Consider the following 23,103-nt stretch of genomic DNA (forward strand, 5'->3'; position numbering starts at 1 on the left):
TATGAGGGAAAGAAAAGTAGAAAGAAATCTGAACAGAACTTCTGATTAAAATCTTTATGTCTTTTAATGAATCTATGTTATACCTAATAAAACGGCATAGAAATTGCTTATCAAAAACTTATATATTAAGTTGTTGAAAAACATAAATTTAAAAGAGTGGGTGAAAATGAAGTTATCGGTTGGATTAAAAGTTGCAAACTCCTTGTCACTGACACCGCAGTTACAACAAGCCATTCGTTTGCTTCAACTTTCGAGCTTGGAACTTGAGCAAGAAGTTCAAATTCAGTTGGATAGTAATCCCTTATTAGAAAAAGTCGAAGAACAAAGTAGTGTTGAAAGTTTATCCACCTTAGAAGAACAAGAGCATGATCAAAAGGATTTAACCAAAGAATTAAATGCAGATCATCTACCGAATGATTTGCCTGTCGATACAGACTGGGATGATGTGTACACCCATCTACCAACGAGTTTGGGCGCAGCGGAATATGAAGAGCGCGAGGATAATCGTCAGGGGCATTTAGGTTTAAAAGAGCACATGATGCAACAAATCAATCTGTTGCATTTTTCTCAAGTCGAGCAGCTCATTGCCTATTGTATTGTTGATGCTTTGGATGACAATGGTTTCTTGGATTGTGAAATATCTGAAATCACTGCATCTGTACAGTATTTATTGATCTCCATGGAATACGAAGATGAAGTTGAAGACGATGAAGTTTTGGTGGTTTTGAAACATATTCAGCGTTTAGATCCGATTGGTATTGGTTCGCGTAATTTAGCGGAATGTTTATCTATTCAGCTTGAAAGTTTGACTGCAGATGTACCTTATCGGCAGGAAGCGCTGCAACTTTTGCAGCATTATGAGCTATTAATTTCGAATGATTTAGCCAAGTTAATTAAGCAAACGGGTTTAAGCGCAGATCAGCTTCAGCATGTAGTGGCTTTATTAAAAACATTGAAAGCACATCCTGGTACAGCATTTGAAGATCAGGAGTCAGACTATCAAATTCCAGATGTGGTGGTCAGTAAAAAGCAGGACCATTGGCAGGTGCAGCTGAATCCTGATGTTGTACCGAAGCTTAGAATCAATTCATTTTATGCCAATATGATTAAACGCGCAGATCAAAGCGAAGACAATCAATATTTGCGCAATCAAATGTTGGATGCAAAAAACTTTATTAAAAGTGTCGATGAGCGTCATAAAACTTTATTAAAAGTCGCAACCTGTATTGTGCAACATCAACGTGAATTTTTAGAAATTGGTGCTGAAGGAATGAAACCGTTGATTTTGCGTGATGTTGCCGATGAGGTGGAGTTGCATGAATCTACAGTTTCACGGGTGACCACCAATAAATATATGTTAACTCCACGTGGTTTATTTGAATTGAAATATTTCTTTTCAAGTCATGTTGGAACAAGTTCAGGTGGAGAAGCATCCTCAACTGCGATTCGCGCCAAGATAAAAAAATTAATTGCAGAGGAAAATCCACGTAAACCTTTGTCAGACAACACAATTGCAAACCTTCTTAAGGAAGGGGGAATTGATGTAGCACGCCGAACGGTTGCGAAATATCGTGAGTCATTAAATATTCCGTCATCTTCTGAACGAAAAGTCTTGATCTAGTTTTTAAAATCGGTCTATTCTAAGGATTCATTATGACCAAATAATGAATTTTTTTTGAAGGAATAGTTAGACATGATTTAAAGTGACCGCTGCAGTGATCTGTTATTTGGCAATCAATCATGTGAACTATGCCTTCCTAATCCTAATGAAGGTGAGGGATAGAATTATGCAAATAACAATTCGTGGACATCACTTAGCTATCACCCCTGCAATTGAAGAAAATATTCGACTTAAATTTGCACAAATGACCAAACATCTGGATCAGGTCAATAGTATGCAGGTGAAATTAAGTAAAGATCATCAAATCGATAAACATTCTAAAAAAGGCAGCGCCAATCATATTGCAGAAGCAATTATTCGTTTACCTGGAACGGAGCTTTTTGCGCAGGCTAGTGCAGATGATATGTATACTTCAATTAAGATGATGACAGAAAAATTAAAACGTCAGTTAGAGAAACATCGGAAGATGCAGTTGGATTATCAGCCTTTAGCCATCTAGTTAAAATGTGATTTAAAAAGAGGTTTTGGATAAACCTCTTTTTTATTGCGATAATGTATAGGATTAATGAATTATTTTTTCTATTTATAGTAAAATGACAGGTTTTTACACCGTTGGTCCTATAAGAGGTCTTTGTGATGAATAGTGAACAGCTCACTGAAATTTTAAAAGCTGCTTTTCCAGAGGCTGAAGTTGCTGTAAGTGGGCAAGGCGGCAAGTTTGATCTTCGTATTGTAGATAATCAGTTTGAAGGTAAGCGTCCTGTTGCTCGTCAACAAGCAGTGTATGCACCATTGAATAGCTATATTGCCAGCGGTGAAGTTCATGCGGTTACAATTCGTGCAATGACACAAGAAGAATGGCGTAAAGCAAGCTTATTTGGAGCTTAATAATTTAATGGATAAATTTTTAATTCAGGGCGGTAATAAGCTCGAAGGTGAAGTGCGTATTTCTGGTGCAAAAAATGCAGCCTTGCCACTTCTTGCTGCAATGATTCTTGCGGAAACGCCAATTACATTGAAAAATGTTCCAAATTTAAAAGATGTAAATACCTTAGTGAAGTTGATCGCAGGCTTGGGCATTAAAATGTCTTATGAAGGCGATACAGTCATTGCAGATACATCAACGTTGGACAACAAATTTGCACCTTATGAATTGGTAAAAACCATGCGTGCTTCTATTTTGGTGCTTGGCCCATTGGTCGCGCGCTATGGTAGTGCAAAAGTATCTTTGCCAGGTGGTTGTGCAATTGGTTCACGTCCTGTCGATCAACATCTTAAAGCACTCGAAGCGTTAGGCGCAGAAATTGAAGTCGAAAATGGTTATGTAAATGCCAAAGTCAATGGTCGCCTTAAAGGTGGCGAAGTGGTCTTTGATATGGTCACTGTTGGCGGTACAGAAAACATTCTCATGGCTGCGGTATTGGCAGATGGTGTTACTACCATTCGTAATGCTGCGCGTGAACCTGAAATTACTGACCTTGCGCAAATGCTCATTAAAATGGGCGCTAAAATTGAAGGTTTAGATACCGATACTTTAGTGGTTACAGGTGTTGAACACTTGCATGGTTGTGAGTATTCGGTGGTTGCTGACCGTATCGAAACGGGTTCTTATTTGGCTGCGGCTGCAATTACAGGCGGTAAAATCAGAACCACACATACCGATCCTGCCTTGCTAGAATCTGTGTTAGATAAGTTTGAAGAAATGGGTGCGGAAGTCACACGTGGCGATGACTGGATTGAACTGGATATGATGGGCAAGCGCCCTAAAGCCGTGAGTTTCAGAACTTTACCACACCCTGAATTTCCAACAGACATGCAAGCACAGTTAATGGCGGTGAATGCGATTGGACGCGGTTTTGCTACCATTTCGGAAACTATTTTTGAAAACCGTTTTATGCATGTCCCTGAGTTGTCACGTATGGGTGCCAATATTCAGGTAGAAGGCAATGATGCGGTGGTGACAGGCGTAGAAAAACTTTCTGCTGCACCTGTTATGGCAACTGATTTACGTGCCTCATTCTCGTTGGTGTTAGCAGCATTGGCGGCAGAAGGCGAAACATTGATTGACCGTATTTATCATATTGATCGCGGTTATGAAAATGTAGAACAAAAGTTACAAGGTTTAGGCGCCCAAATTAAGCGAGTAAATTGATGAATGACATGAGAAACGATGATCCAAATTTTGACGTCATGGGCAATTTTGATCATGGTTTAACTTTGGCATTAAGTAAGGGGCGAATTTTAAAAGAAACTTTGCCTTTATTAGAAACTGCGGGAATTAATTTACTGGAAGATCCAGATAAATCACGTAAGTTGATTTTCCCAACCACACATAAACAAGTGCGTATTTTAATTTTACGTGCCTCTGATGTACCAACTTATGTTGAAAATGGTGCGGCAGATATTGGGGTTGCGGGTAAAGACGTGCTGATGGAGCATGGCGCTCAAAATGTATATGAGCCGCTGGATCTGAAAATTGCCAATTGTAAATTAATGACTGCGGGCAAAGTTGGTATGCAGCGTCCAAAAGGTCGTTTAAAAATTGCCACTAAATATGTGAATTTGACCCGTCAATATTATGCCAGCTTAGGTGAGCAGGTTGATGTCATTAAACTCTATGGCTCAATGGAATTAGCACCATTGGTCGGTTTGGGTGATTACATTGTCGATGTGGTTGATACAGGTAATACTTTACGTGCCAACGGTTTAGAGCCGCTAGAAGAAATCTGTAAAGTATCTTCACGTTTAATTGTCAATAAAGCCAGTTTTAAGCGCAAGCAAGATTTGCTCAATCCAATTTTGGCACAACTTGAAAAAGCTGTGGCAGAACGAGAGTTGGCAAAACAATCTGCTTAACTTTGTATCCATCATCCTGCCTTCTCAAAAAACCGTCATTCAATGGCGGTTTTTTTATGTTCGTGCATGATTCTGTTCTTGAATGATTTCGAACGTGAATTTCCATCAAAACATACTGCTTTCGCCATGTATAGATTCCCACAAAGCCCTAGAAACAAGGTAAACTAAACTTTTCTATCAAACCTTGTGGGTAAATTGATGCGACGTTTATCGACTCAAGATCAAAGCTTTAAACAAGCCTTTGCAGACTTGTTGGCTTTTGAAACTGTCAGTGATCCTGAACTTTTAAAAACTGTAGATCAAATTATTGCTGATGTGCGTCAGCACGGTGATGCTCAGGTTCTTAAACTCACTCAACAGTTCGATCGACATCCAGCGCATCAATTTTCAGAACTTGAGTTAAGTCAGGAACAACTGAAAGCCGCATTTGATGCTTTAGATAACGAAGTTCGTGAAGCTTTGGAATTGGCTGCTGTACGTATTCGTGAATTTCACCAAGCGCAAAAGCAGGATGGCTGGACTTATGTTGATGCTTTGGGCAATACACTTGGGCAAAAAGTCACGCCATTAGATCGCGTTGGTATTTATGTACCGGGTGGTTTGGCATCTTATCCATCTTCTGTGCTCATGAATGCCGTGCCTGCGCATGTTGCTGGTGTACCTGAAATTATTATGGTGGTACCTGCACCGAATGGTGAACTCAATCCATTGGTTTTGGCGGCTGCATATTTAGCAGGGGTGACTCGTGTATTTACCATTGGCGGAGCACAAGCTGTTGCTGCATTGGCTTATGGTACAGAAACCATCCCATCGGTAGATAAAATTACGGGGCCAGGTAACCGCTTTGTGGCGGCTGCAAAACGTGCTGTATTTGGTCAGGTTGGCATTGATATGATTGCTGGGCCATCCGAAATTTTGGTTTATGCCGAAGGTGAAAATAATCCTGAATGGTTGGCGATGGATTTACTTTCCCAAGCCGAGCACGACACGGTTGCACAATCTATTTTTATTACACCAGATGCGCAATTGCTGAATCAGGTTGAACAAGCGATTGAACAGCACTTGGCGAATTTGCCTAAAGCTGAAATTGCCCGCACTTCTATTGCAAATCGTGGTGCATTGATCTTAGTCAAAGATCGTCAAGAGGCGATTGAATTGATCAACCAAGTTGCGCCCGAACACTTAGAATTGTGTATGGATGATGCACAAGTGATGGCAGAAGAAATTCGTCATGCGGGTGCGATCTTTATGGGGCGCTATACACCAGAAGCTATTGGTGATTATTGTGCAGGGCCAAACCACGTATTACCAACGTCGGGTACGGCACGTTTTTCATCCCCATTGGGTGTTTACGATTTCCAAAAACGCTCAAGTCTGATTATGTGTTCAGCTGAGGGCGTGAAAAGTTTGGCGAAAACCGCTGATATTTTAGCGAAGCAGGAAAATCTGGATGCGCATGCACGATCAGCACGTTATCGTTATCAATCATAAATAGCATTACAACCTCTCCCTGACCCTCTCCTAATAAAGAGAGGGGAATTTAAACCACACAAATTTTGTGTCTTTAGTAATGAAAATTCCTCTCCCTTTGGGAGAGGTTAGGAGAGGGTTTAAAGAGAATACAAAATGAATATCACAGCAGAACAAATGCGTTTTTGGAGCCCTGAAGTACGTGAGCTAGAGCCTTATGTACCGGGTGAGCAGCCAAAAATTCAAAATTTATTAAAATTGAATACCAATGAAAACCCGTATCCACCTTCGCCTAAAGTGGTGGAAGCGGTGCAAAAGGTTTTAGAAAACTCGGCAGATGCACTGCGTTTATATCCAGATCCAGATGCGTCTGAGCTTAAGCAAGCCATTGCGAAACAGCAAAATGTAGCTGTTGGAAATGTCTTTGTTGGCAATGGTTCAGATGAAGTCCTTGCACATATTTTTAAGGCTTTTTTTGTTCAGGAACAGCCGTTACTGTATCCGGATATCACCTATAGTTTTTACCCTGTATATAGTCAATTTTTTGGGGTAAAAACTAAAATTTTGCCTTTAAATGATGATTTTGAAATTGTAGTTGATGACTATAAGCAAGCCAATGGTGGCATTATCATCACCAATCCGAATGCACCGACCAGTATTGCTTTAGGTTTAAGCGCGATTGAAGAAATTTTACAGGCCAATCCAAATTCAGTGGTGGTGATTGATGAGGCTTATGTCGATTTTGGTGCAGAGTCTGCAGTGAAATTGGTGGAAAAGTACGAGAATCTAGTGGTGTGTCAAACCACCTCTAAATCACGTTCATTGGCAGGTTTACGTGTTGGTTTTGCGATTGCACAACCACATTTAATTGCCGCATTGGAAGCCGTAAAAAATAGTTTTAACTCTTATCCAATGGATCGTTTTGCCATTGCAGCTGCGGTGGCATCTTTTCAAGATCAGGCGTATTTTGAAGCACAATGCCAAAAAGTTATTGCAAGCCGTGAGAAATTGGTGACGGATTTAACGAGCTTGGGCTTTAAGATATTGCCATCACACGCCAACTTTATTTTTGCATCACATCCTCAACAGGATGCGGGTGAATTAGCTGCAGCATTACGTGAACGCGGTATTATTGTGCGTTATTTTAATAAACCACGCATCAATCAATATTTGCGCATTACTATTGGTACAGATGATCAAAATCAACGCTTAGTAGATACTTTAAAATACGATATTTTGGCTTAATTGTTAAAATATCGTAGAGGCGAGTGAAGCATTGAATTCACTCGCTTTTTTTGTTTTTGCGACATGCTATTGCGCAGGTTTGTACCAGCGGTTCAATAAGTCCAACATCGCTGAAACCTTGTCAAAACATTCTTGATATTCTGCTTCACAAACAGATGCAATCGTGACGCCACCACCAGCCCATAATGAAACATCTTGCTGATATTTCTGAATAGAACGGATCAGGATATTCCAAGAACCCGTTCCATCGGCATCAAAATAACCCATAGAGCCGCAATAGGCGCCACGTGCTGCACCTTCGAGTTCATCTATAATTTGCATGGCACGAATTTTCGGTGCGCCTGTAATTGACCCACCTGGCAAGGCAGACATCAACACATCAAAAGGATTCATCTCGGCTTTTAGTGTTGCGGTCACTTCACTGACCATGTGATGCACTTGGTTAAAAGACTCAATATTGAATAACTTTGGCGTTTTGACGCTGCCAGTTTCGGCATAAACACTTAAATCATTACGTAATAAATCCACAATCATCACATTTTCAGCCTGATCTTTTTTAGATTCACTTAATTGTTGTTTCGATTGTCGGTCTAATTCAGGATCGCCATAACGTGGCATCGTGCCCTTAATGGGTTTTGTGGTAATTTTTCGATTTTCCTCAAAATCGATAAAGAGTTCGGGCGAACAACTTAAAATTTCAAAATCACCAATACGTAAATAACCTGCATAAGGTGCATTGGTCAGTTGCCAAAACTGAGCTGCAGTCTCTAAAAGTTGACCTTGAGCCTCAGCGCTAAACTCTTGCGTAAGATTAATTTGATAACAATCTCCTGCCACTATATAGTCTTGAACATGTTGAAAGGCGCGTTGGTAATCTGTGAAATTCCAGCGGGCTTGACACTTTTGGCTTAATTGGAACTGTTCAATTATGGTTGATTGAGTATATAAATTTAAAATAAAATCAAAAATTTGCGTAGCAGCATCGTCTGAACTATAAAAATACCAGCCATCAGTTTCTTGCTGTAAATAGCTTTTAAATTGACCTAAAAAAACACTGGGTTGGGCGCGAGGCTGCATATTGATGTGTTGCTGTGCTGCTGCATCATACGAAACAAACCCCATTACACTGCAAAATGGGGCGGTGTCAGCATCTTCTAAAGCACCGAGATGAGCTGTTAAATCTAATTGAGTTGGACTTAATTCATATTGATCCAATGCCGTTTTTTGAAAGTAAAAATGTTGATGGTTTTGCTGCACACAATAGCGTTCAGCCAAAAAAGCAATACGTGCCTTTCCATTATTTTGCAAATAAATACAATGTGAAAGTGCTGCCAAAGCTTGCAAAATTCTTGCAGCCTCATATTCAGGTTCACAGAATAATTTTTTAAAATGAGTAGGATAGGACATAAAGCGTAAACAGCTGAGAGATTTTAAAAGGCTATTTTACATGATTGCAGCACATAAAAAGCAAATAACCGTTTGTCGGTAAGATGTGGATTGCGACCAACAGCAGTTGAACAAAAAATAACTCAGATATACCTTTGTATGTGCAAACCGGCTACTCAAGGAATGTGTGTCAGTGTTGTCCTCATCAAATAAAAATACAATCACTGGCACTGAGTGGTAAAACCAAAAAAATAATACTCTCGGGAGAGTAACAAGATGAAAAAATTTACTAAACTTGCTTTGGTATCATCAATCGCGTTAACAACAAATGCAATGGCAATGCAGGCAATGGACGATACTGCATTAAGCGCAACTACTGGTCAAGATGGTTTAAGCATCGGGATTGGTATTTCTAAAATCGAAATCGAAAAACTTTTAATCCATGATAACGATGGTTTGGTTAGTGATGGTGCCAAACCAGCAGTTGCTCCTGTCTTAGATGCGAATGGTAATGTTGTAACTCCTGGTGTACCAGCTGTTATCGGTTCTTTAGGCGGCACAAACAAAGCTGGTGCAATTGTTGTCAAGGGCAATGGTATTGCTGGAGATGCAAACGAAAAGCATGGTATTGTGATTGGTGCAAACTACGATGATAACGGCAATTACTTGTTAGCTTCTCGTAACTTAGCAGACTTGGTTATTGATACGGATGCAGGTACAAGTGCTACAGGTGGTGCATTTATTAATGTTGCAGCTCAAGTATCAGGCTTAGATATCAAGATTGGTGAAATTGGTGTATCTGCATCAAATGCTGAAAATACAAGTACAACCTCTATCCGCCGTGGTAATGATGATACTAACTATAATGCAATTTTATCTGGTTTAACTTTAAAAACTGGTAAAATGGATGCCAACATCCAATTAGGCGCAGCGCCACAAGGTGCAATGGTTAAATTGAATACCAAAATGATTGGTGGTTTAGAAATTAAAAACTTAGGTATTTTGGATAATTCAACCAAAGGAGAAGCTGTAGGGGTTGTGAAGATTAATGGTACAGATACAGCTATAACAACAAAGGAAGCGGGTGAAATCTTTATTGAAAGCATTAAAATTGCGGATGCTGACAGTAAAGACTTGACGTTAAATCAAAGTATCCAAGTATTTAATGATGCTTATGTTGGTGGTGGTAATAATGTCGGTAAGGCGGCACATATTCGTATTGTCAGCAATGACACTGGTGCCAAAGACCAATATATTAAAGGTATCCATTTAGGTAGTCGTACTGCTGCTTCTATTGGTGATATGGAAGTTCAAGGTCTTCAAACTTACTACAGTACTTCTCAGGGTAGCTACACGAAGGGTGCTGTTATCACCATTTCTGGTCACTAATTTAAAAACTGAAAAAGCGCGTGAATTCACGCGCTTTTTTTTACAAATAAACTGATGAGTTCGCAAAAAAAATATAGAAAGCCCTTTTTTTTTCTATAAAACGAGTATCTTTCTAAATACAAGGAAGTAGAGTGAAAACTCTAAAATAAAAATATTAGGCAGGTATTGCCGAGAATTAAAAAGTAAAAATATATGTTAGAGATCGCTTTGGGCTCGGCATTGATCTATTACGCTGCCACACAAGCCTTTGATTTAAAAGAACAGCATCCTGAAACTGTGCGTTACACAGAAACTTTGGATTCTAGAAATAATTCCTTTACCCGTATGCACAGAGAGCCTGTGCAAATTAAACCTGCTTTAGAAGATCAATTTCGCGGAATTGTGCGCCAAGCCTATGACTACAGTTGTGGTTCTGCAGCTTTAACAACCTTGCTGAATGGTTATGTAGGAACACAATTAAACGAGCAACAAACCATGAGTGGCTTGCTGCGTTATGGAGAATACGACCGAATTATTGAACGTCGTAGTTTTTCGCTATTGGATATGAAGCGCTTTGTCGCAGCTTTGGGCATGGAAAGTGGTGGATATCGCGGGGAGTTTTCGGATTTAGTGAAACAAGGGCAGCCTGCAATTGTGCCGATTTCCTATGCAGGTTTTAAACATTTTGTGGTGTATAAGGCATATAAAAATGGACGTGTCTATGTGGCAGACCCTGCATTAGGCAATATCAGTTTCGATGAAGAACGCTTTAAGGAAGTCTGGGAAAATAACACCTTATTTCTAATTAATGTCGCACCGCAAAATCGTCAAACTATGTTGGCATTACAAGAAAAAGACTTGCGTCATGTGGAAGACGCAACAGTGAATCGTTATGCCTTTGTTGATATTCAATATCCACAATTTGCGATGGAAAAAATAGCCGATAAAGCATCGACAATACGTCTAGAGCGTAATGTAAATAAAGATTCTGAAAATTACGGACAGTACGAGCATCGTTTTTTAAGACTCTACTACAAAAACAAATAATCAGTTGTTCACGAAATACAAAAATAAAAATGGAAGGGGTAAATCATGGATCGTAAATGGATGAATAAAACCTTATTGGCTCTCAGTATTCAAATGGTATTTGGGGTGGCTTATGCCGCAGAGGAGCCGCAATTAGGGGAATATGAAACCACAACTGAACAGGCAGAAGTATCAGATACAGCAGCATCAACTGCAGATACAAGTGCTGAAACAAATAGTGCGGTTGTCGCTGCAAATGGTGCACAAGCAGCATCATCTGCTTTGCAACAGCAAGAGGGCGACGCAACCAAAGAGGCGAATTTAGAGGAAGTGTTTACCTCGAATGAGCGTCAATACTCGCTCATGAAACAAGGTGATATTTCATCTTATTATGATATTGATTATACCTATCATCGTGATACGCAGCTCGACCTTGAAATGGCTCAAGGTCAGTTGTATCAGCTTCGTGTGCAAGAAAATGCGTCCCACGCATTAACTAACACCTTCACCGCACAATATGGTTTGCGTGACAATTTAACTTTATCTGCTTCTGTACCATTGGTTGCAAAGTCAGACTTGTTAAAAGATGCCACGGCAGCAGGCTTGGGGGATATTTCTTTAGGTGCACGTTGGGAGCCATTCCCATTAAAAGCGGGGCGTTTACCTTTAATTTTATTCGCAAATTTATCGACCAAAACGGGGGATAGTCCTTACGAGATTAATCCTGTTAAAGATTTATCAACAGGTAAGGGTTACTACTCTGCAGGCATCGGTGCAAGTACGCGTAAGTATATTGACCCAGTTGTATTGTTTGCTTCTGCTTCAGCCAACTATGGTTTTAAAGAAAGCGGTCTCAATCAAATTCGCGGTAGCCGTATTATTGAAGAGTTTGAGCCAGGTATTAGTGGTGGTTTTGCTTTTGGTTTTGCTTATTCGTTTAACTACGATGTGTCGATGACCATGTCCTATCAGCAAAGCTTTAATACAGGTTCGGAGTTTACTTATCATACGGGTGAAAGCTATTCACCTGCAGACCAGACCAGTTCGACTTTGGCTATTTCATTAGGCGTTCGCGTTTCACCTGAAACCATTGTGAATGGTACGGTAGGAATCGGTCTGACCGAAGACGCGCCAGACGTATCACTTGGTTTGTCATTCCCACTGGATATTCTCGGTTTCGGTAAAAAAATTCGCTAAGAGGCTAGTCGCATGAAAATGATACGACTTCGCCCGTTAGTGACTGCAATTATACTGTCGGGCTGTTCAGGGGCTGCTTTTGCGCAGCTTGGACAAAACTTATCTGTCGATATTCGTTCTTTGACTATGGGGAATGCGGTCACTGCAGATCCTCCTGGTATTAGTGCGATTCACTTTAACCCTGCTGCACTGACCAAGATTGAAGGTTTGCAAACAGATGTGCAAGGGGTGTTGGCACATTTTGATGTACAGCGTGAGCTTTCCGTTCCAGCAGGTTATGACGTATTTGGTTATTCTGATGACCCTGTGGTGTGTAACGATGGACCAGAAATTTTGGCCGATTTTTGTACCGATTTTAAAGGTACAGTACAAGCCGATGTAGAATATCCAACGCTGTATGTCCCGATTCTGAAAAAATTTGTCGATTTGGGTAAAGGCATGCCACTGGCAGCGCCAACCAACGGTATTGCCTATAATCCACCAGGTTCCAAAGTGACCTTTGCCACCGCATTATATGCGCCGTTGATTGCGGGCTTTGGTGCCGAAAATGGTAACCCTGGTAACTTTATGGGACAACAGGTTGCCTTAGAGCGTATTACTTATCTTTCTCCATCTATCGCCTATCAAGTCAATGATGAATTGTCAGTCGGTGCGTCAATAGGGATGTCTTACCAAGCCATCGCCATGAATACCGATTTACGCTTCCCGAATGAACTGATCGGGATGTTACGTATGGTGGATGAAGTGGTCTGTACGCCATTTAAAGAAAACGCCAATATCATCACCGATATTTTGTTGCTCGGGATTTGTAATGCCGAAGAAGGCATGAATCCATTTTCCCGTTTTGGGCAAATGCAACTGGCGGTTGAGCAAAGTTTAAGCCCGAGTTATAACTTGGGTATTTTGTGGGAACCGACAGAAGATTTTAGCTTTGGTATGGTGTATCAGAGTGCAGCTAAAATGCGCTTGAAGGGCAAATATCATATTGATAACTCGAAAGCACCGCGTGAGTTAATTAATGGTTTGATGTCTTCACCAACAGGTCAGATTTTAGCGGCAATTTTAGGTTTCCCAAGTTATATTCCAGCCAGTGAGTCTGGTTTGGTTTCTATGGATTTTGAATATCCTGCGCACTTTCAAGCGGGGATAAAATATAAAGTCATGCCTGATTTACAAGTCAATTTTGATGTGGGCTGGACTGACTATAAAGCATGGGATAAATTCAAATTCGAGTTTGACCGTCAAATCTCGGCATTAAAAATTGCAAAATTGCTTTCGGAGCATGTGTCTGATGACAGTTTAGCTTTGCCATTAGAGTTTAAGTCACCGTGGAACTGGGGTGTTGGCATCGAATATTCAGCCACAGACCGTTTAAAACTGCGTGCGGGTTATGAACCACGTGGTAGTGCGATTCCTGACAATAAACGTAACACCATGGTACCGATTAATAATGCACGTTTATTCGGTCTAGGTGTGGGATATCGTTTTGATGCAGATACAGACCTCGATTTATCCATCGGCTTTTTACAAAGTAAGGATAAAATTCCAGCCAATACCAGTAGCTTAGCCAATAAGGAAGGTGTAAATAACCTACTGTTAAACCCTTATGCGGGTTTGAATGTGAAAACGGATACAAAAATTACAATTCTTGGATTGAGTTATAGAACACGATGGTAAGTTCAGTACGGAAAATAAAACGGACTTTATTTTCAAAGTCGATACTCACACTGATTTTCAGTATGGGATCGGTGTGTTACGCGAATCAGTTTTACACCATTATTGGACCAGATGGTCGTCCAATTGTGGTGCAGCGTAATGCTGCAGAAAAAAAGCAAACGATACAGGCGTTGGAAACCGCACAACAGCAAAAGCAAGTCCAACAAAAGCAACTACAAGAAAACCAACAACAAGACCAGTTTAAGCAAGACAAGGTGCATCAAGTACAGCAGATAACTGCTCAAACATCCGTTCAGGTATCTAAAAATATTTCTGTTCAGGCGAGCAAGCAACTGAATTTGTCTAAGCCGAATATCTCAGAACAATCCGCTATGTCACAAAATCAGGCTAGTCAAAGCAAAGAGAACTCATCATTGCGTGCATCACACACTGAGCCAAATGCAGTGCAGCAAGATATTTCCAGTGCGGAATCTGTTCATCAAACAGGATTGGCAAAAGAAGCAGCGATCAACAAAGTCGCGGTAAAACCATCTGTACTAGAGGATTTACAACAGCTTCCTCAGCAATTTGCGATTGATCCATCCACAGTGTCTGTTTCTAAAAAAACACCAGATCAAGCATCGCATGCATCTGCCCAACAAACGGGTTTTATGGAGATGGCGGGAGAACAGTATGTTAAAAGTGAGTATTTGGAAGATCAGGAGTTTAATTTAGAAGGAAAAAAACGCTTTTATAGTATGCCAGAAGGCATAATTGACACAAAAAATGGCGGTGGTGCTCGTATGCAAGTGGTCGAACGTGAACGTGGTGTAAGCCGTTCCGTTCTCAATAAATTATTTAAAAAGCAATCGGTTGCTGAGCCTCACGCTATTGTTTTGGCTGCAGACTATTATCGTGTTAATCAAGCTGAAGCAATTGAGGGTTTGGGGCAGCAATGTTTTGCTGAAAGCAAAAAAAATAAAGCTAAAACCTTAAAAGCACAACAAGATTTAAATTTGTGGCCTAGAGCTCCCTTAACCGAAAAATTTGATTATGAATTGGTGAAGTTAGAAGGCAATATTCAAAATATTCAAATCAACTCTTATGCCATGAAGCAAAATCAACCGACCTTTTATTGGCCGTTTGTGGTTTTTCTGGATCAAAAAGGCTGTGTGATTGAAGGTGCAGGTGGTTTTAGAAATCAGGATACTGCAGGCAATGTCTTACGACACGAGGTAATAGAAGGTATGCTGCAACTTCCAAAAAATAGCCACTATGTATTATTAACGCCATTGGCTTCTGCAGTGGATATGGAACATCGCGCGCTCAGTAACCAAGGGCAATTAAAACTCATTGCGATACGCTAACAACAATAAGAGAATTCAGGATGAAAACAAGACATATTTTACCTTTTGCAACGACAGCATTGATGGCGGCCTTGAGTGGTTGTGGTGGAGAAAGTGCCAATATTAATCCAGAGCCTAATGCTGTGGCGTATATCAATGGAAGCTGTGCCAGTACAGCAAAAAACTGCGTGGAATTTGCATTGGATTATCCTGTGGATGGTTTGAATTTTACCTGTAGCAGTGATACCAGTAAAACCTACATCACCATGATTGAGCCGAAAAGTAATGCGGCAACAGGTAAATGTAGTGAAGGAGATAAAGTCCACTTCTTTATTCAGGAAAAGACCAATCAATATATTGATTTAGGCACAGTATCATTGTCTGATATTGGAATGGTCAGTACTGCAGGCGCGGGTTATCCACGTTTAAGTGTGTTAGATATGGCACGTGGATTAACAGGACGCCAAGCAACGAGTTTAAGTAGTAGTGACGAAACTATACAGGTCGCGACTGCAATTGTACGTATTTTACAGGCTTTATCTCTTGAAAATAAAAATTTTGTCGCAGGCGATATTCAGCCTTTAACGATTACGACACTCAAAAAAGAACAATTGGCAAATGTTGCTGAGTCCGTTGAGCTTGGTGACTATCGTTCAGGGGCTTATGCCAGTATTTTACGCCCGTGGGTAGATGTGTCACAGGTATCTCAAGATGATGCTTATCAAGCATTAAACACCTTGGTTTACATGAATAACTCGGCATCTTATCAAGCTAACTATCCGATTTTAGCCAAAGAAGACTCACAATTGCCACAGGGTTTATATGGCTGTAATTTGGCAGATTGTAAATCTACGGTCGCAGATTTGAAACACCTCATTGGGCAGTATCAACTGATTACAGACCGTTCAGGGTATACCTTCGGTTATGGTATGCAGTGGAAAGGTGCGGTGTCTGCGAACACGACTAACCCAATTTTAACGGTGAGTGGTGAATTGATTCGTAAAGTGCGTCCTGAGCGTATGGTTGCAGCAGCACAAACCACATGGGTCAACCCATTGAATAAACGTATTCAGGGGCCATTCCATTTTAGTGTGAATGACAATACGGCTGATGATTTTAAAATTACCCAAGGTAAGGTGTTTAATGATTATTTAATTGCGGGCACGGAAGGTTTTTATAAATTATTGACCAAATCTACAACAGCGAATCCTGCAGATTATGGTCAATGGCAACAAACTATAGGCACTGATCAGTTCAAAGGTTCTTTTGATGCCTATAAATTCTTTTCTGTGAACTTTTTGGATAATCGCGTTTTTAAAACCCAAAAAAATGTACCTTTAGGCAGTCGCTATATTTTCCCAATTTATGCAACCTTGACCTTTAATTTTGATGGCGGAACGACGACAGATAGCATCAAATTAGGTGTTGTTTTAGATGAAGATGGCAATATTCGTACAGATATAGCACCAAATGCCACAGAAACCGATATGTCTGGTCAGTGTGCAGCAATTAGTCAGTCTGGTGCTGAATATGTTGATACAAATGGTGTGCAGCAATACCGTATAGGTGTGTTAGGTGCAACCGATATCGACAATAAAGCAGTTACTTTGCGTATGATTTTGGCCAATCCAATATTTCATAAACTTGATGGCGCAGTCATTGGTTTGAATACCAAAATTGAAGCGGTTGAAGGTGGAAATGGTCAAGTGGTGGGCGGTGCACGTGCCAATATTGGCAATTTAGTTGCAGCCAACTCTACACGTATTACATTGTCTGATTTCAATGGCTCAACAGTGAAGTGGAGCAATATTTATCATGCGCAACTTGCAACTTACGTGGCTCAAAATCCTGCTTTAGCAACTGATGCAGATAAAGCTTTGGTGAAAGCCCAAGGTGGAGCTGTAAGTCTAGATGTTGCCGAATGTTATAACCCAGATAAAGTGCGTATTTAGCATTAATTTCCTATGATATAGAGATGAAAATAGCTCACTACTCAGTGGGCTATTTATTATTCAGATTTTAGCTTGATTCAAATGAACATCATGTGGGGTTTTTAACCCGTATGATCGGTACGTGAACCTAAGGTTTCTAAGTGGGTCGTGAAATGGTTGTTTTTTCGATCTGCAAAGTAGTGTTGTAAAGTACGTTCTACACTTGGGAAAGCCAATTCAGACCACGGAATTTCATCTTCACTAAACAAGCGTGATTCGATAGTTTCTTCACCTGCACCAAATTGACCATTCAACAATTGAGCTTTGAACAGCACATAAATTTGCCCAATCCGTGGAATGTTATACATGCAATAAAGTTGTTCGATTTCAATTTCCGCTTCGGCTTCTTCGCGGGTTTCACGGGCAGAACCTTGCTCCATGGTTTCAAACATTTCCATATAGCCTGCGGGTAAAGTCCACAAACCATAGCGTGGTTCAATTGCACGACGACACAACAATACTTTATTTTCCCAAACGACCAATGCACCACAAATGACTTTTGGATTGACATAGTGAATATTGCCACATGCGCTACACACTTGACGTAATTGCTGATCGCCAAGCGGAATTTTCGTTGTTGTTTTTTGTCCACAATTTCCACAAAAGTTCATAGTGATCGTCATTGTTGAAGGGAGTTCTCAGAATAACTGAAAATTTCAACTTTGGCATCCTCTCTATCTATTGCCCACCTATTTCAGCTATGATGAAAACTTAGACAAGGAGAATTATAAGGCATGATTGATCATTCGCTCACGCATCTATTACAGCAACGTTTGCGCTTTTCTAAAACGTTCATGGAAGCGCATGCAGCGGTATTGATTGCCATTACCGACGAGTCTGATCCAAAGGTATTGCTAACCCGCCGTTCTACCTTACTCAATAATCACGCGGGTGAGGTGTCTTTCCCTGGTGGCAAACGCGATCCGCAAGATACCAGTAATATTGTGGTGGCGTTACGTGAAGCACAGGAAGAAACGGCGTTAAATCCATTTGAAGTGCAGTTGATTGGTGATTTACCAATGCAAAAAGCCCGTAATGGGATGTTGGTTAAACCTGTGGTGGGGCTGATTTCTCCAAAAGTAGAATTAATTCCACAACCTTCAGAAATTGATCGGATCTTTTTTGCCTCTTTACAGCATTTAATGGAAGCGCCACCAACGCCGTATGAAGTGAGCTTTGCACAACAAAAATTATATTTTCCGAGTATGCAGGTTGAAGATGAAGTGGTTTGGGGCTTAACAGCGCGGATGTTGGTGTCTTTATTTGAATATGGTTTGGATTATCGTAAAGAATGGCCGTTTTTGTTAAATTCACCAACATTTAAGAAATAGAAAAATTTTGATGTGAAGATAGGAAGGAACCATGTTGTATAAATTTAAAGGATATGCCCCGAAAGCAATGCAGCAACCGTGGGATGGTTGGGTGGCGGATAATGCCACGGTCATTGGTCAGGTTGAGTTGGGACAGAAAGTTAGTATTTGGTTTGGGGCTGTGGTACGTGCCGATAACAGTAAAATCAAATTGGGTAATTTTAGTAATGTTCAGGAAAATGCTGTTTTGCACACCGATGCAGGTATTGAAATGCAGATTGGTGATTATGTGACTATTGGACATCTGGCGATGTTACATGGTTGTACCGTGGGCGATAACACCCTGATTGGTATTAATGCAGTGGTGCTGAATCATGCGGTGATTGGTAAAAACTGTATTATTGGTGCCAATGCTTTAATTCCTGAAGGGAAAGTGATTCCCGATAATTCTGTGGTGATGGGTTCTCCCGGTAAAGTGGTTAAGACTTTGGATGAGTCTGCAGAAGCACGTTTAAAAATGAGTGCGCTGCACTATGCTGAACATTTTCAGCATTTTGTAAACCTAGAGCCTGCAACACTCTAAAATAGAATTTGCATCGTTTAGTCAAACGCATTTTTTAGCTGTAATTACATAGAATTTTATACTCAGGAATTGCAATCTAAGGCATGTAAATCCTCGCGTGAATTTCAGGAGTGGAGTATCATAACGCCAATTTTTGATATTTACTCCTTGAAGGTTGTGCATGAAATTGCTGGCATTGGAAACTGCCAATGAGCAGTGTTCCGTTTCGATTGTAGATGAAACACAGGAACTCTTTTTTCAATTAGATGCGCGAGCAAAAGCACAAACGCAAACCATCTTACCAATGATTGAGCAAGGCTTTGCTGAAACTCAAATTAGTACGGCTGATCTGACTGCAATTGCCTTTAGCCGTGGCCCGGGTTCTTTTAGCGGTGTGCGAATTAATGCGGCAGTCACGCAAGCTTTGGCGTGGGCGCATGATGTGCCTGTAATTCCTGTATCGACTTTGCAGGCATTGGCGCAGGCGGCTTATCGTCTTGAAGGATTAACTGCGGTTACGGCTGTGTTGGATGCACGCATGAATGAAGTGTATATCGCCAGTTTTGAGCTAGATGCACAAGGAATCATGCAGGCGGTTGATCAGGAACAATTATTGAATTATAGCGATGCTGCACAGACGGTACGCTTTCAATTGGTCGGTTCTGGGGCGGGTCTGATTGATCAAGAACAAATACAATACAAAGGCTTAAGTGCAAGCGCACAAGATATTGCTACTATTGCACGCGTCTGTGCACAGCAACAGCAATGGGTCAGCGCAGAACAAGCATTGCCTGTTTATTTACGTGACAATGCTTGGAAAAAAATTCCAGAACAAGGCAAGGCATAATTAGGGTTATTTATGGATCTTTTACTGCTGCTCAAAGCGGCAATTATGGGTATTGTAGAAGGGATTACTGAATTTCTACCCATTTCTAGCACAGGACATTTGATTCTCGCTGCAGAGCTGATGGACTTTTGGACCAAAGAAAAAAGTGATGTATTTGTGATTGCCATTCAAATGGGGGCAATTGCAGCGGTCATTTATGAGTACTGGACACGTCTATGGGGCGCAGCTACGGGCATGTTTACAGGCGAAGAAAAAGGTCGTCGCTTGGGCTTTGGTCTGATCATGGCATCTATTCCAATTATTTTGATTGGATTGACCTTTGGGCAGACTGTAAAAGAATTACTCTTTAATGATGTTGCCGTGGCGATAGGTTTGATTATTGGTGGCTTTATCATTATGTGGATTGAAAAACATCCACCGCAAGTACGTGCCCATGAGGTTGAAGACCTAACTTATCGAGATGCTATTTGGATTGGTCTAATTCAGGTATTGTCGCTGATTCCGGGGACTTCGCGTTCAGGTGCAACCATCATTGGTGCGATGTTCTTGGGTGTATCGCGAAAAGCAGCAACTGAGTTTTCCTTCTTTTTGGGAATTCCTGTCATTATTGGCGCAGGCTTGCTCGACTTATATCAAAGCTATGATGTATTCCAAACTACTGAAGATTGGACCGTACTCAGCTTCGGGATCATCGTCTCTTTTGTTTCCGCACTTTTGCTGATCCGTGCATTGGTGGCTTATGTGGCGAAACGTGATTTTATGATTTTTGCTTGGTATCGTATTGCTTCAGGTTTAATCATTTTATTGTTCGCATTCACAGGCTGGAAACTATGGTAAGCGAACTTCGCTTATACACCGAAGCCGAGTGGCTCACTCAAGCACAGCATTATTCTGCTGTGCTTTTGTCTAGAGGCGTGCAAACGTGCATTGAAACAGTAGAAAAACTCAATGCGCGTTTTTTGCGTTTGAACCCTGAATTGGCATTGTGTGTAGATGCTGAAGGGTTGTGGTTGTGTGCCAATGGCATGAAAATGCAACCCGATTGGAAAGCTGAAGTTGGGCGATTGAAACGTGCCTCTTTAAAATCGGAAATGATTGCTCGTGCCTGTAATTTGTCGGAAAAACCAAGCCTAATTGATGCTACGGCAGGATTAGGACACGACAGCTTACTCATGGCACACTTGGGTGCTCAGGTCACGTTGTTGGAGCGTCATCCTATTCTTTTTACTTTGTTGGAGGATGCTAAACGCCAAGCCGCAGATGATCCTTTTTTAGCAAGTGTTGTTGCCCGTATCCAGTTGGTTTTTACAGATTCAGCAGATTATTTACGCAACTGCGCAGCGCAGGGCAAAGTGGTTGATGTGGTGTATTTAGACCCGATGTTTCCGCAGCGAGATCAACATCAACAGGCGCAGAAAAAGCAGGCACAAGTCAAAAAACAAATGCAGTTATTACATTTGCTGTTACCTGAAGATGGCGAAATGGATTTAGGTGATCATTTACTGGGTTTGGCACAGCAAATTGCCAAACGTGTTGTGGTGAAGCGCCCACGTTTGGCTGTATTTTTAGCGGGGCAGGAAACCACACATCAATGGCAGGGTGATGCTTGCCGATTTGATGCCTATTTCCAAGCAAATTTGAACAATGGGTAGATTTCTACCACTAAAGCAGTGGCAAGGCGTTCAATGCTTCTATAATGCGCAAAGATTTGTTATATAGTTAAAATTGACAATTGATAATTACGACGACAAGCATAAACTTGGAGTGTGGAAACGCGAGCTGCGATTAACAGAATCCTATGATTGACTTCAAACCCTCCATTAATTTTTGGCACGATTTTAAAAGCAACCAAGCCGCAGGCGTTTGGTTATTTTTGGGTTCGCGACGCTCTTTGCAAATTATTCGTCCTTCTATCTTACAACTGATTTTTTGGGGGATTTTAGGTGGTCTTGCCAATACCTTATTCAGTTGGTTGGTCGCGGGAGAAGTGGGTGAATTTAACCCACAAGGTTTGGTCAGTTATGCCTTGTGGCCCTTTATTGCCTTAATTGTCGGAATTATTCTTTCTCAGCGTGTCAATAACCCGCGTTTATTGTTAGTACCTGCTTTGTTGTGGTTGGTATTAGATACTCACGTTGCATTATTACAAAGCTTGATTCAATACATGGGCATGATGGATGTCTTGCCGTATGTGTTGTATGACTATTTGCCTACCATTTTTATGGTGCTATTTGTTTGGCAAAGTTTGGCAGTGGTATGGGTGTTTTCACGTGAATTGCATTGGCCGTGGTGGGAACGTGCGCTGATTGTTTTGGCGACCTTATTCACTTTGGTAGTTTGGCAAATGTCAGTGAAAAGTCAGCCCATTTGGAAAGTAGAAGAAGTTCCACCAAGTCTAAGCGAAGAAGCTTTTTATGCACAAAGTCGTGTACTCAATAAAGCTTTAGACAGTATTCAATATGGGGAATTTGCTCAATCGCATTGGTACTTTTTAGGTGTTGCAGGGGCGAGTTATCAAGACGTATTTATGTCTGAAATTGAGCGCATTCGTGAACAGTTTGATACCCGTTTTGGTACTTTTGGGCGTTCGATGGTGTTAATTAATAACCCAATGACCCGCAATGTAATTCCAATTGCTTCGCAAACCAGTATTGAATTAGCGCTGCGCCGTATTGGACAGCGCATGAACCGTGAAAGTGATGTGCTGTTTTTATATATGACCTCACACGGTTTAAAAGATCATTTTGAAATTGAAAATGCACCACTTGACTTAAATCAGGTCGATCCGAAATGGTTACGCGATACTTTGGATAAATCGGGTATTCGTTGGCGTGTGATCGTCATTTCAGCCTGTTATTCAGGTAGCTTTGTATCCGCCTTGCAAGATGATAATACCTTGGTGATTACTGCATCGGCAGCAGATCGTGAGTCGTTTGGTTGTTCAAACGAAGCTGATTATACTTATTTTGGTCGTGCCTTTTTTGATCAGGCTATGCGTGAACAAAACTCTTTTGCTAATGCTTTTAATGAAGCCAAAGTGACTGTGGCGAAATGGGAGCAAGCGCAAGGTTTTGAACCTTCAGAGCCACAATGGGCAATTGGTAAAAATATGGAATTGATGTTGCCACAATTAGAGCAGCGTTTGTTTCCTCAAAAAAGTGTTGCAACATCGGCTGAAATTCAATTGAGTGCACAATCTGTTCAATAAGCCAAAGAGGAGAG

The 23,103-nt window shown here is 40.9% G+C and carries 21 protein-coding genes; 19 read left to right on the forward strand and 2 right to left on the reverse strand.

Annotated features, from left to right (window positions below; genetic code table 11):
- Positions 1-166: 166 nt before the first annotated feature.
- The 7 genes from VF675_RS07915 to hisC all read left to right on the forward strand — a co-directional run bounded on the left by VF675_RS07915 (position 167) and on the right by hisC (position 7,192).
- The gene (locus VF675_RS07915) at positions 167-1,621 is read left to right on the forward strand and encodes an RNA polymerase factor sigma-54 (protein ID WP_440205029.1); all 1,455 of its coding nucleotides are present in this window, start codon (positions 167-169) and stop codon (positions 1,619-1,621) included.
- Positions 1,622-1,787: 166 nt separating this feature from the next.
- On the forward strand, positions 1,788-2,120 hold the full coding sequence (gene hpf, locus VF675_RS07920; RefSeq protein WP_004975196.1) for a ribosome hibernation-promoting factor, HPF/YfiA family: 333 nt from the start codon (positions 1,788-1,790) through the stop codon (positions 2,118-2,120).
- Between the two features lie 137 nt (positions 2,121-2,257).
- Complete coding sequence (gene ibaG / locus VF675_RS07925) at positions 2,258-2,509, forward strand: BolA family iron metabolism protein IbaG (protein WP_004975198.1); 252 nt, start codon at positions 2,258-2,260, stop codon at positions 2,507-2,509.
- A 7-nt stretch (positions 2,510-2,516) separates the two neighbouring features.
- Positions 2,517-3,773, forward strand: a complete 1,257-nt coding sequence (gene murA / locus VF675_RS07930) for a UDP-N-acetylglucosamine 1-carboxyvinyltransferase (RefSeq protein WP_179989114.1) — start codon at positions 2,517-2,519, stop codon at positions 3,771-3,773.
- The gene (gene hisG, locus VF675_RS07935) at positions 3,773-4,477 is read left to right on the forward strand and encodes an ATP phosphoribosyltransferase (RefSeq protein WP_004975201.1); all 705 of its coding nucleotides are present in this window, start codon (positions 3,773-3,775) and stop codon (positions 4,475-4,477) included. The genes murA and hisG overlap by 1 nt, the downstream gene beginning before the upstream one ends.
- Before the next feature lie 186 nt (positions 4,478-4,663).
- Entirely contained in the window at positions 4,664-5,968 is a 1,305-nt protein-coding gene (hisD, locus tag VF675_RS07940; RefSeq protein WP_440205030.1) for a histidinol dehydrogenase, read from the forward strand.
- 135 nt (positions 5,969-6,103) lie between these two features.
- Positions 6,104-7,192, forward strand: coding sequence for a histidinol-phosphate transaminase (hisC, locus tag VF675_RS07945; RefSeq protein WP_131261923.1), 1,089 nt, complete (start codon positions 6,104-6,106; stop codon positions 7,190-7,192).
- A gap of 66 nt (positions 7,193-7,258) precedes the next feature.
- Here the strand turns inward: hisC and pabB are convergent, their stop codons facing one another.
- Positions 7,259-8,599: an aminodeoxychorismate synthase component I gene (pabB, locus tag VF675_RS07950; protein ID WP_154320397.1), complete on the reverse strand. Its 1,341-nt coding sequence runs from the start codon at positions 8,597-8,599 to the stop codon at positions 7,259-7,261.
- A gap of 255 nt (positions 8,600-8,854) precedes the next feature.
- Between pabB and filA the strand changes: the two genes are divergently transcribed.
- From filA to filF, 6 genes are all read left to right on the forward strand, one after another.
- Positions 8,855-9,967 (forward strand): putative pilus system protein FilA, encoded by a 1,113-nt coding sequence (filA, locus tag VF675_RS07955; RefSeq protein ID WP_416665548.1) that lies wholly within the window; start codon positions 8,855-8,857, stop codon positions 9,965-9,967.
- A gap of 192 nt (positions 9,968-10,159) precedes the next feature.
- Positions 10,160-10,993, forward strand: a complete 834-nt coding sequence (filB, locus tag VF675_RS07960) for a putative pilus system C39 family peptidase FilB (protein WP_096902113.1) — start codon at positions 10,160-10,162, stop codon at positions 10,991-10,993.
- A gap of 45 nt (positions 10,994-11,038) precedes the next feature.
- Complete coding sequence (gene filC / locus VF675_RS07965) at positions 11,039-12,169, forward strand: putative pilus system protein FilC (protein ID WP_096902116.1); 1,131 nt, start codon at positions 11,039-11,041, stop codon at positions 12,167-12,169.
- A 12-nt stretch (positions 12,170-12,181) separates the two neighbouring features.
- On the forward strand, positions 12,182-13,846 hold the full coding sequence (gene filD / locus VF675_RS07970; RefSeq protein WP_070154334.1) for a putative pilus system OmpP1/FadL family transporter FilD: 1,665 nt from the start codon (positions 12,182-12,184) through the stop codon (positions 13,844-13,846).
- Positions 13,840-15,192 carry a putative pilus assembly protein FilE gene (gene filE / locus VF675_RS07975; RefSeq protein WP_179989110.1) on the forward strand — a complete coding sequence of 451 codons (1,353 nt, stop codon included), beginning with the start codon at positions 13,840-13,842 and terminating at the stop codon, positions 15,190-15,192. Before filD ends, filE begins: the two co-directional genes overlap by 7 nt.
- A gap of 20 nt (positions 15,193-15,212) precedes the next feature.
- Complete coding sequence (gene filF, locus VF675_RS07980) at positions 15,213-17,123, forward strand: putative pilus system protein FilF (RefSeq protein WP_440205031.1); 1,911 nt, start codon at positions 15,213-15,215, stop codon at positions 17,121-17,123.
- 101 nt (positions 17,124-17,224) lie between these two features.
- On the opposite strand, the gene VF675_RS07985 is transcribed toward filF, so the two are convergent.
- A complete protein-coding gene (locus VF675_RS07985) occupies positions 17,225-17,773 on the reverse strand; it encodes an NUDIX hydrolase (protein WP_026438436.1) in 549 nt (182 codons plus the stop codon).
- A 123-nt stretch (positions 17,774-17,896) separates the two neighbouring features.
- Between VF675_RS07985 and VF675_RS07990 the strand changes: the two genes are divergently transcribed.
- From VF675_RS07990 to VF675_RS08015, 6 genes are all read left to right on the forward strand, one after another.
- Positions 17,897-18,493, forward strand: coding sequence for an NUDIX hydrolase (locus tag VF675_RS07990; RefSeq protein WP_440205032.1), 597 nt, complete (start codon positions 17,897-17,899; stop codon positions 18,491-18,493).
- 31 nt (positions 18,494-18,524) lie between these two features.
- Positions 18,525-19,055, forward strand: coding sequence for a gamma carbonic anhydrase family protein (locus tag VF675_RS07995; protein ID WP_131261917.1), 531 nt, complete (start codon positions 18,525-18,527; stop codon positions 19,053-19,055).
- A gap of 160 nt (positions 19,056-19,215) precedes the next feature.
- On the forward strand, positions 19,216-19,881 hold the full coding sequence (tsaB, locus tag VF675_RS08000; RefSeq protein ID WP_286397049.1) for a tRNA (adenosine(37)-N6)-threonylcarbamoyltransferase complex dimerization subunit type 1 TsaB: 666 nt from the start codon (positions 19,216-19,218) through the stop codon (positions 19,879-19,881).
- 12 nt (positions 19,882-19,893) lie between these two features.
- Entirely contained in the window at positions 19,894-20,718 is an 825-nt protein-coding gene (locus tag VF675_RS08005; protein WP_104852431.1) for an undecaprenyl-diphosphate phosphatase, read from the forward strand.
- Positions 20,712-21,533, forward strand: coding sequence for a class I SAM-dependent methyltransferase (locus tag VF675_RS08010; RefSeq protein ID WP_179989105.1), 822 nt, complete (start codon positions 20,712-20,714; stop codon positions 21,531-21,533). Before VF675_RS08005 ends, VF675_RS08010 begins: the two co-directional genes overlap by 7 nt.
- 146 nt (positions 21,534-21,679) lie before the next feature.
- A complete protein-coding gene (locus VF675_RS08015) occupies positions 21,680-23,089 on the forward strand; it encodes a C13 family peptidase (RefSeq protein ID WP_070154323.1) in 1,410 nt (469 codons plus the stop codon).
- Positions 23,090-23,103: the final 14 nt, after the last annotated feature.

The sequence above is a fragment of the Acinetobacter sp. Lyrl_1 genome (genome assembly GCF_051948795.1).
In the GTDB taxonomy this organism is placed as follows: domain Bacteria; phylum Pseudomonadota; class Gammaproteobacteria; order Pseudomonadales; family Moraxellaceae; genus Acinetobacter; species Acinetobacter towneri.

Excerpts from the sequence above, each read along its gene's own strand:
- filC (WP_096902116.1), top strand. The coding sequence starts at position 11,039 with ATGGATCGTAAATGGATGAATAAAACCTTATTGGCTCTCAGTATTCAA.
- hpf (WP_004975196.1), top strand. The coding sequence starts at position 1,788 with ATGCAAATAACAATTCGTGGACATCACTTAGCTATCACCCCTGCAATT.
- filE (WP_179989110.1), top strand. The coding sequence starts at position 13,840 with ATGGTAAGTTCAGTACGGAAAATAAAACGGACTTTATTTTCAAAGTCG.
- filA (WP_416665548.1), top strand. The coding sequence starts at position 8,855 with ATGAAAAAATTTACTAAACTTGCTTTGGTATCATCAATCGCGTTAACA.
- VF675_RS07915 (WP_440205029.1), top strand. The coding sequence starts at position 167 with ATGAAGTTATCGGTTGGATTAAAAGTTGCAAACTCCTTGTCACTGACA.
- murA (WP_179989114.1), top strand. The coding sequence starts at position 2,517 with ATGGATAAATTTTTAATTCAGGGCGGTAATAAGCTCGAAGGTGAAGTG.
- hisG (WP_004975201.1), top strand. The coding sequence starts at position 3,773 with ATGAATGACATGAGAAACGATGATCCAAATTTTGACGTCATGGGCAAT.
- VF675_RS08015 (WP_070154323.1), top strand. The coding sequence starts at position 21,680 with ATGATTGACTTCAAACCCTCCATTAATTTTTGGCACGATTTTAAAAGC.
- pabB (WP_154320397.1), bottom strand. The coding sequence starts at position 8,599 with ATGTCCTATCCTACTCATTTTAAAAAATTATTCTGTGAACCTGAATAT.
- VF675_RS08005 (WP_104852431.1), top strand. The coding sequence starts at position 19,894 with ATGGATCTTTTACTGCTGCTCAAAGCGGCAATTATGGGTATTGTAGAA.
- hisC (WP_131261923.1), top strand. The coding sequence starts at position 6,104 with ATGAATATCACAGCAGAACAAATGCGTTTTTGGAGCCCTGAAGTACGT.
- VF675_RS07985 (WP_026438436.1), bottom strand. The coding sequence starts at position 17,773 with ATGAACTTTTGTGGAAATTGTGGACAAAAAACAACAACGAAAATTCCG.
- ibaG (WP_004975198.1), top strand. The coding sequence starts at position 2,258 with ATGAATAGTGAACAGCTCACTGAAATTTTAAAAGCTGCTTTTCCAGAG.
- tsaB (WP_286397049.1), top strand. The coding sequence starts at position 19,216 with ATGAAATTGCTGGCATTGGAAACTGCCAATGAGCAGTGTTCCGTTTCG.
- filB (WP_096902113.1), top strand. The coding sequence starts at position 10,160 with ATGTTAGAGATCGCTTTGGGCTCGGCATTGATCTATTACGCTGCCACA.
- filF (WP_440205031.1), top strand. The coding sequence starts at position 15,213 with ATGAAAACAAGACATATTTTACCTTTTGCAACGACAGCATTGATGGCG.
- VF675_RS07995 (WP_131261917.1), top strand. The coding sequence starts at position 18,525 with ATGTTGTATAAATTTAAAGGATATGCCCCGAAAGCAATGCAGCAACCG.
- VF675_RS07990 (WP_440205032.1), top strand. The coding sequence starts at position 17,897 with ATGATTGATCATTCGCTCACGCATCTATTACAGCAACGTTTGCGCTTT.
- VF675_RS08010 (WP_179989105.1), top strand. The coding sequence starts at position 20,712 with ATGGTAAGCGAACTTCGCTTATACACCGAAGCCGAGTGGCTCACTCAA.
- filD (WP_070154334.1), top strand. The coding sequence starts at position 12,182 with ATGAAAATGATACGACTTCGCCCGTTAGTGACTGCAATTATACTGTCG.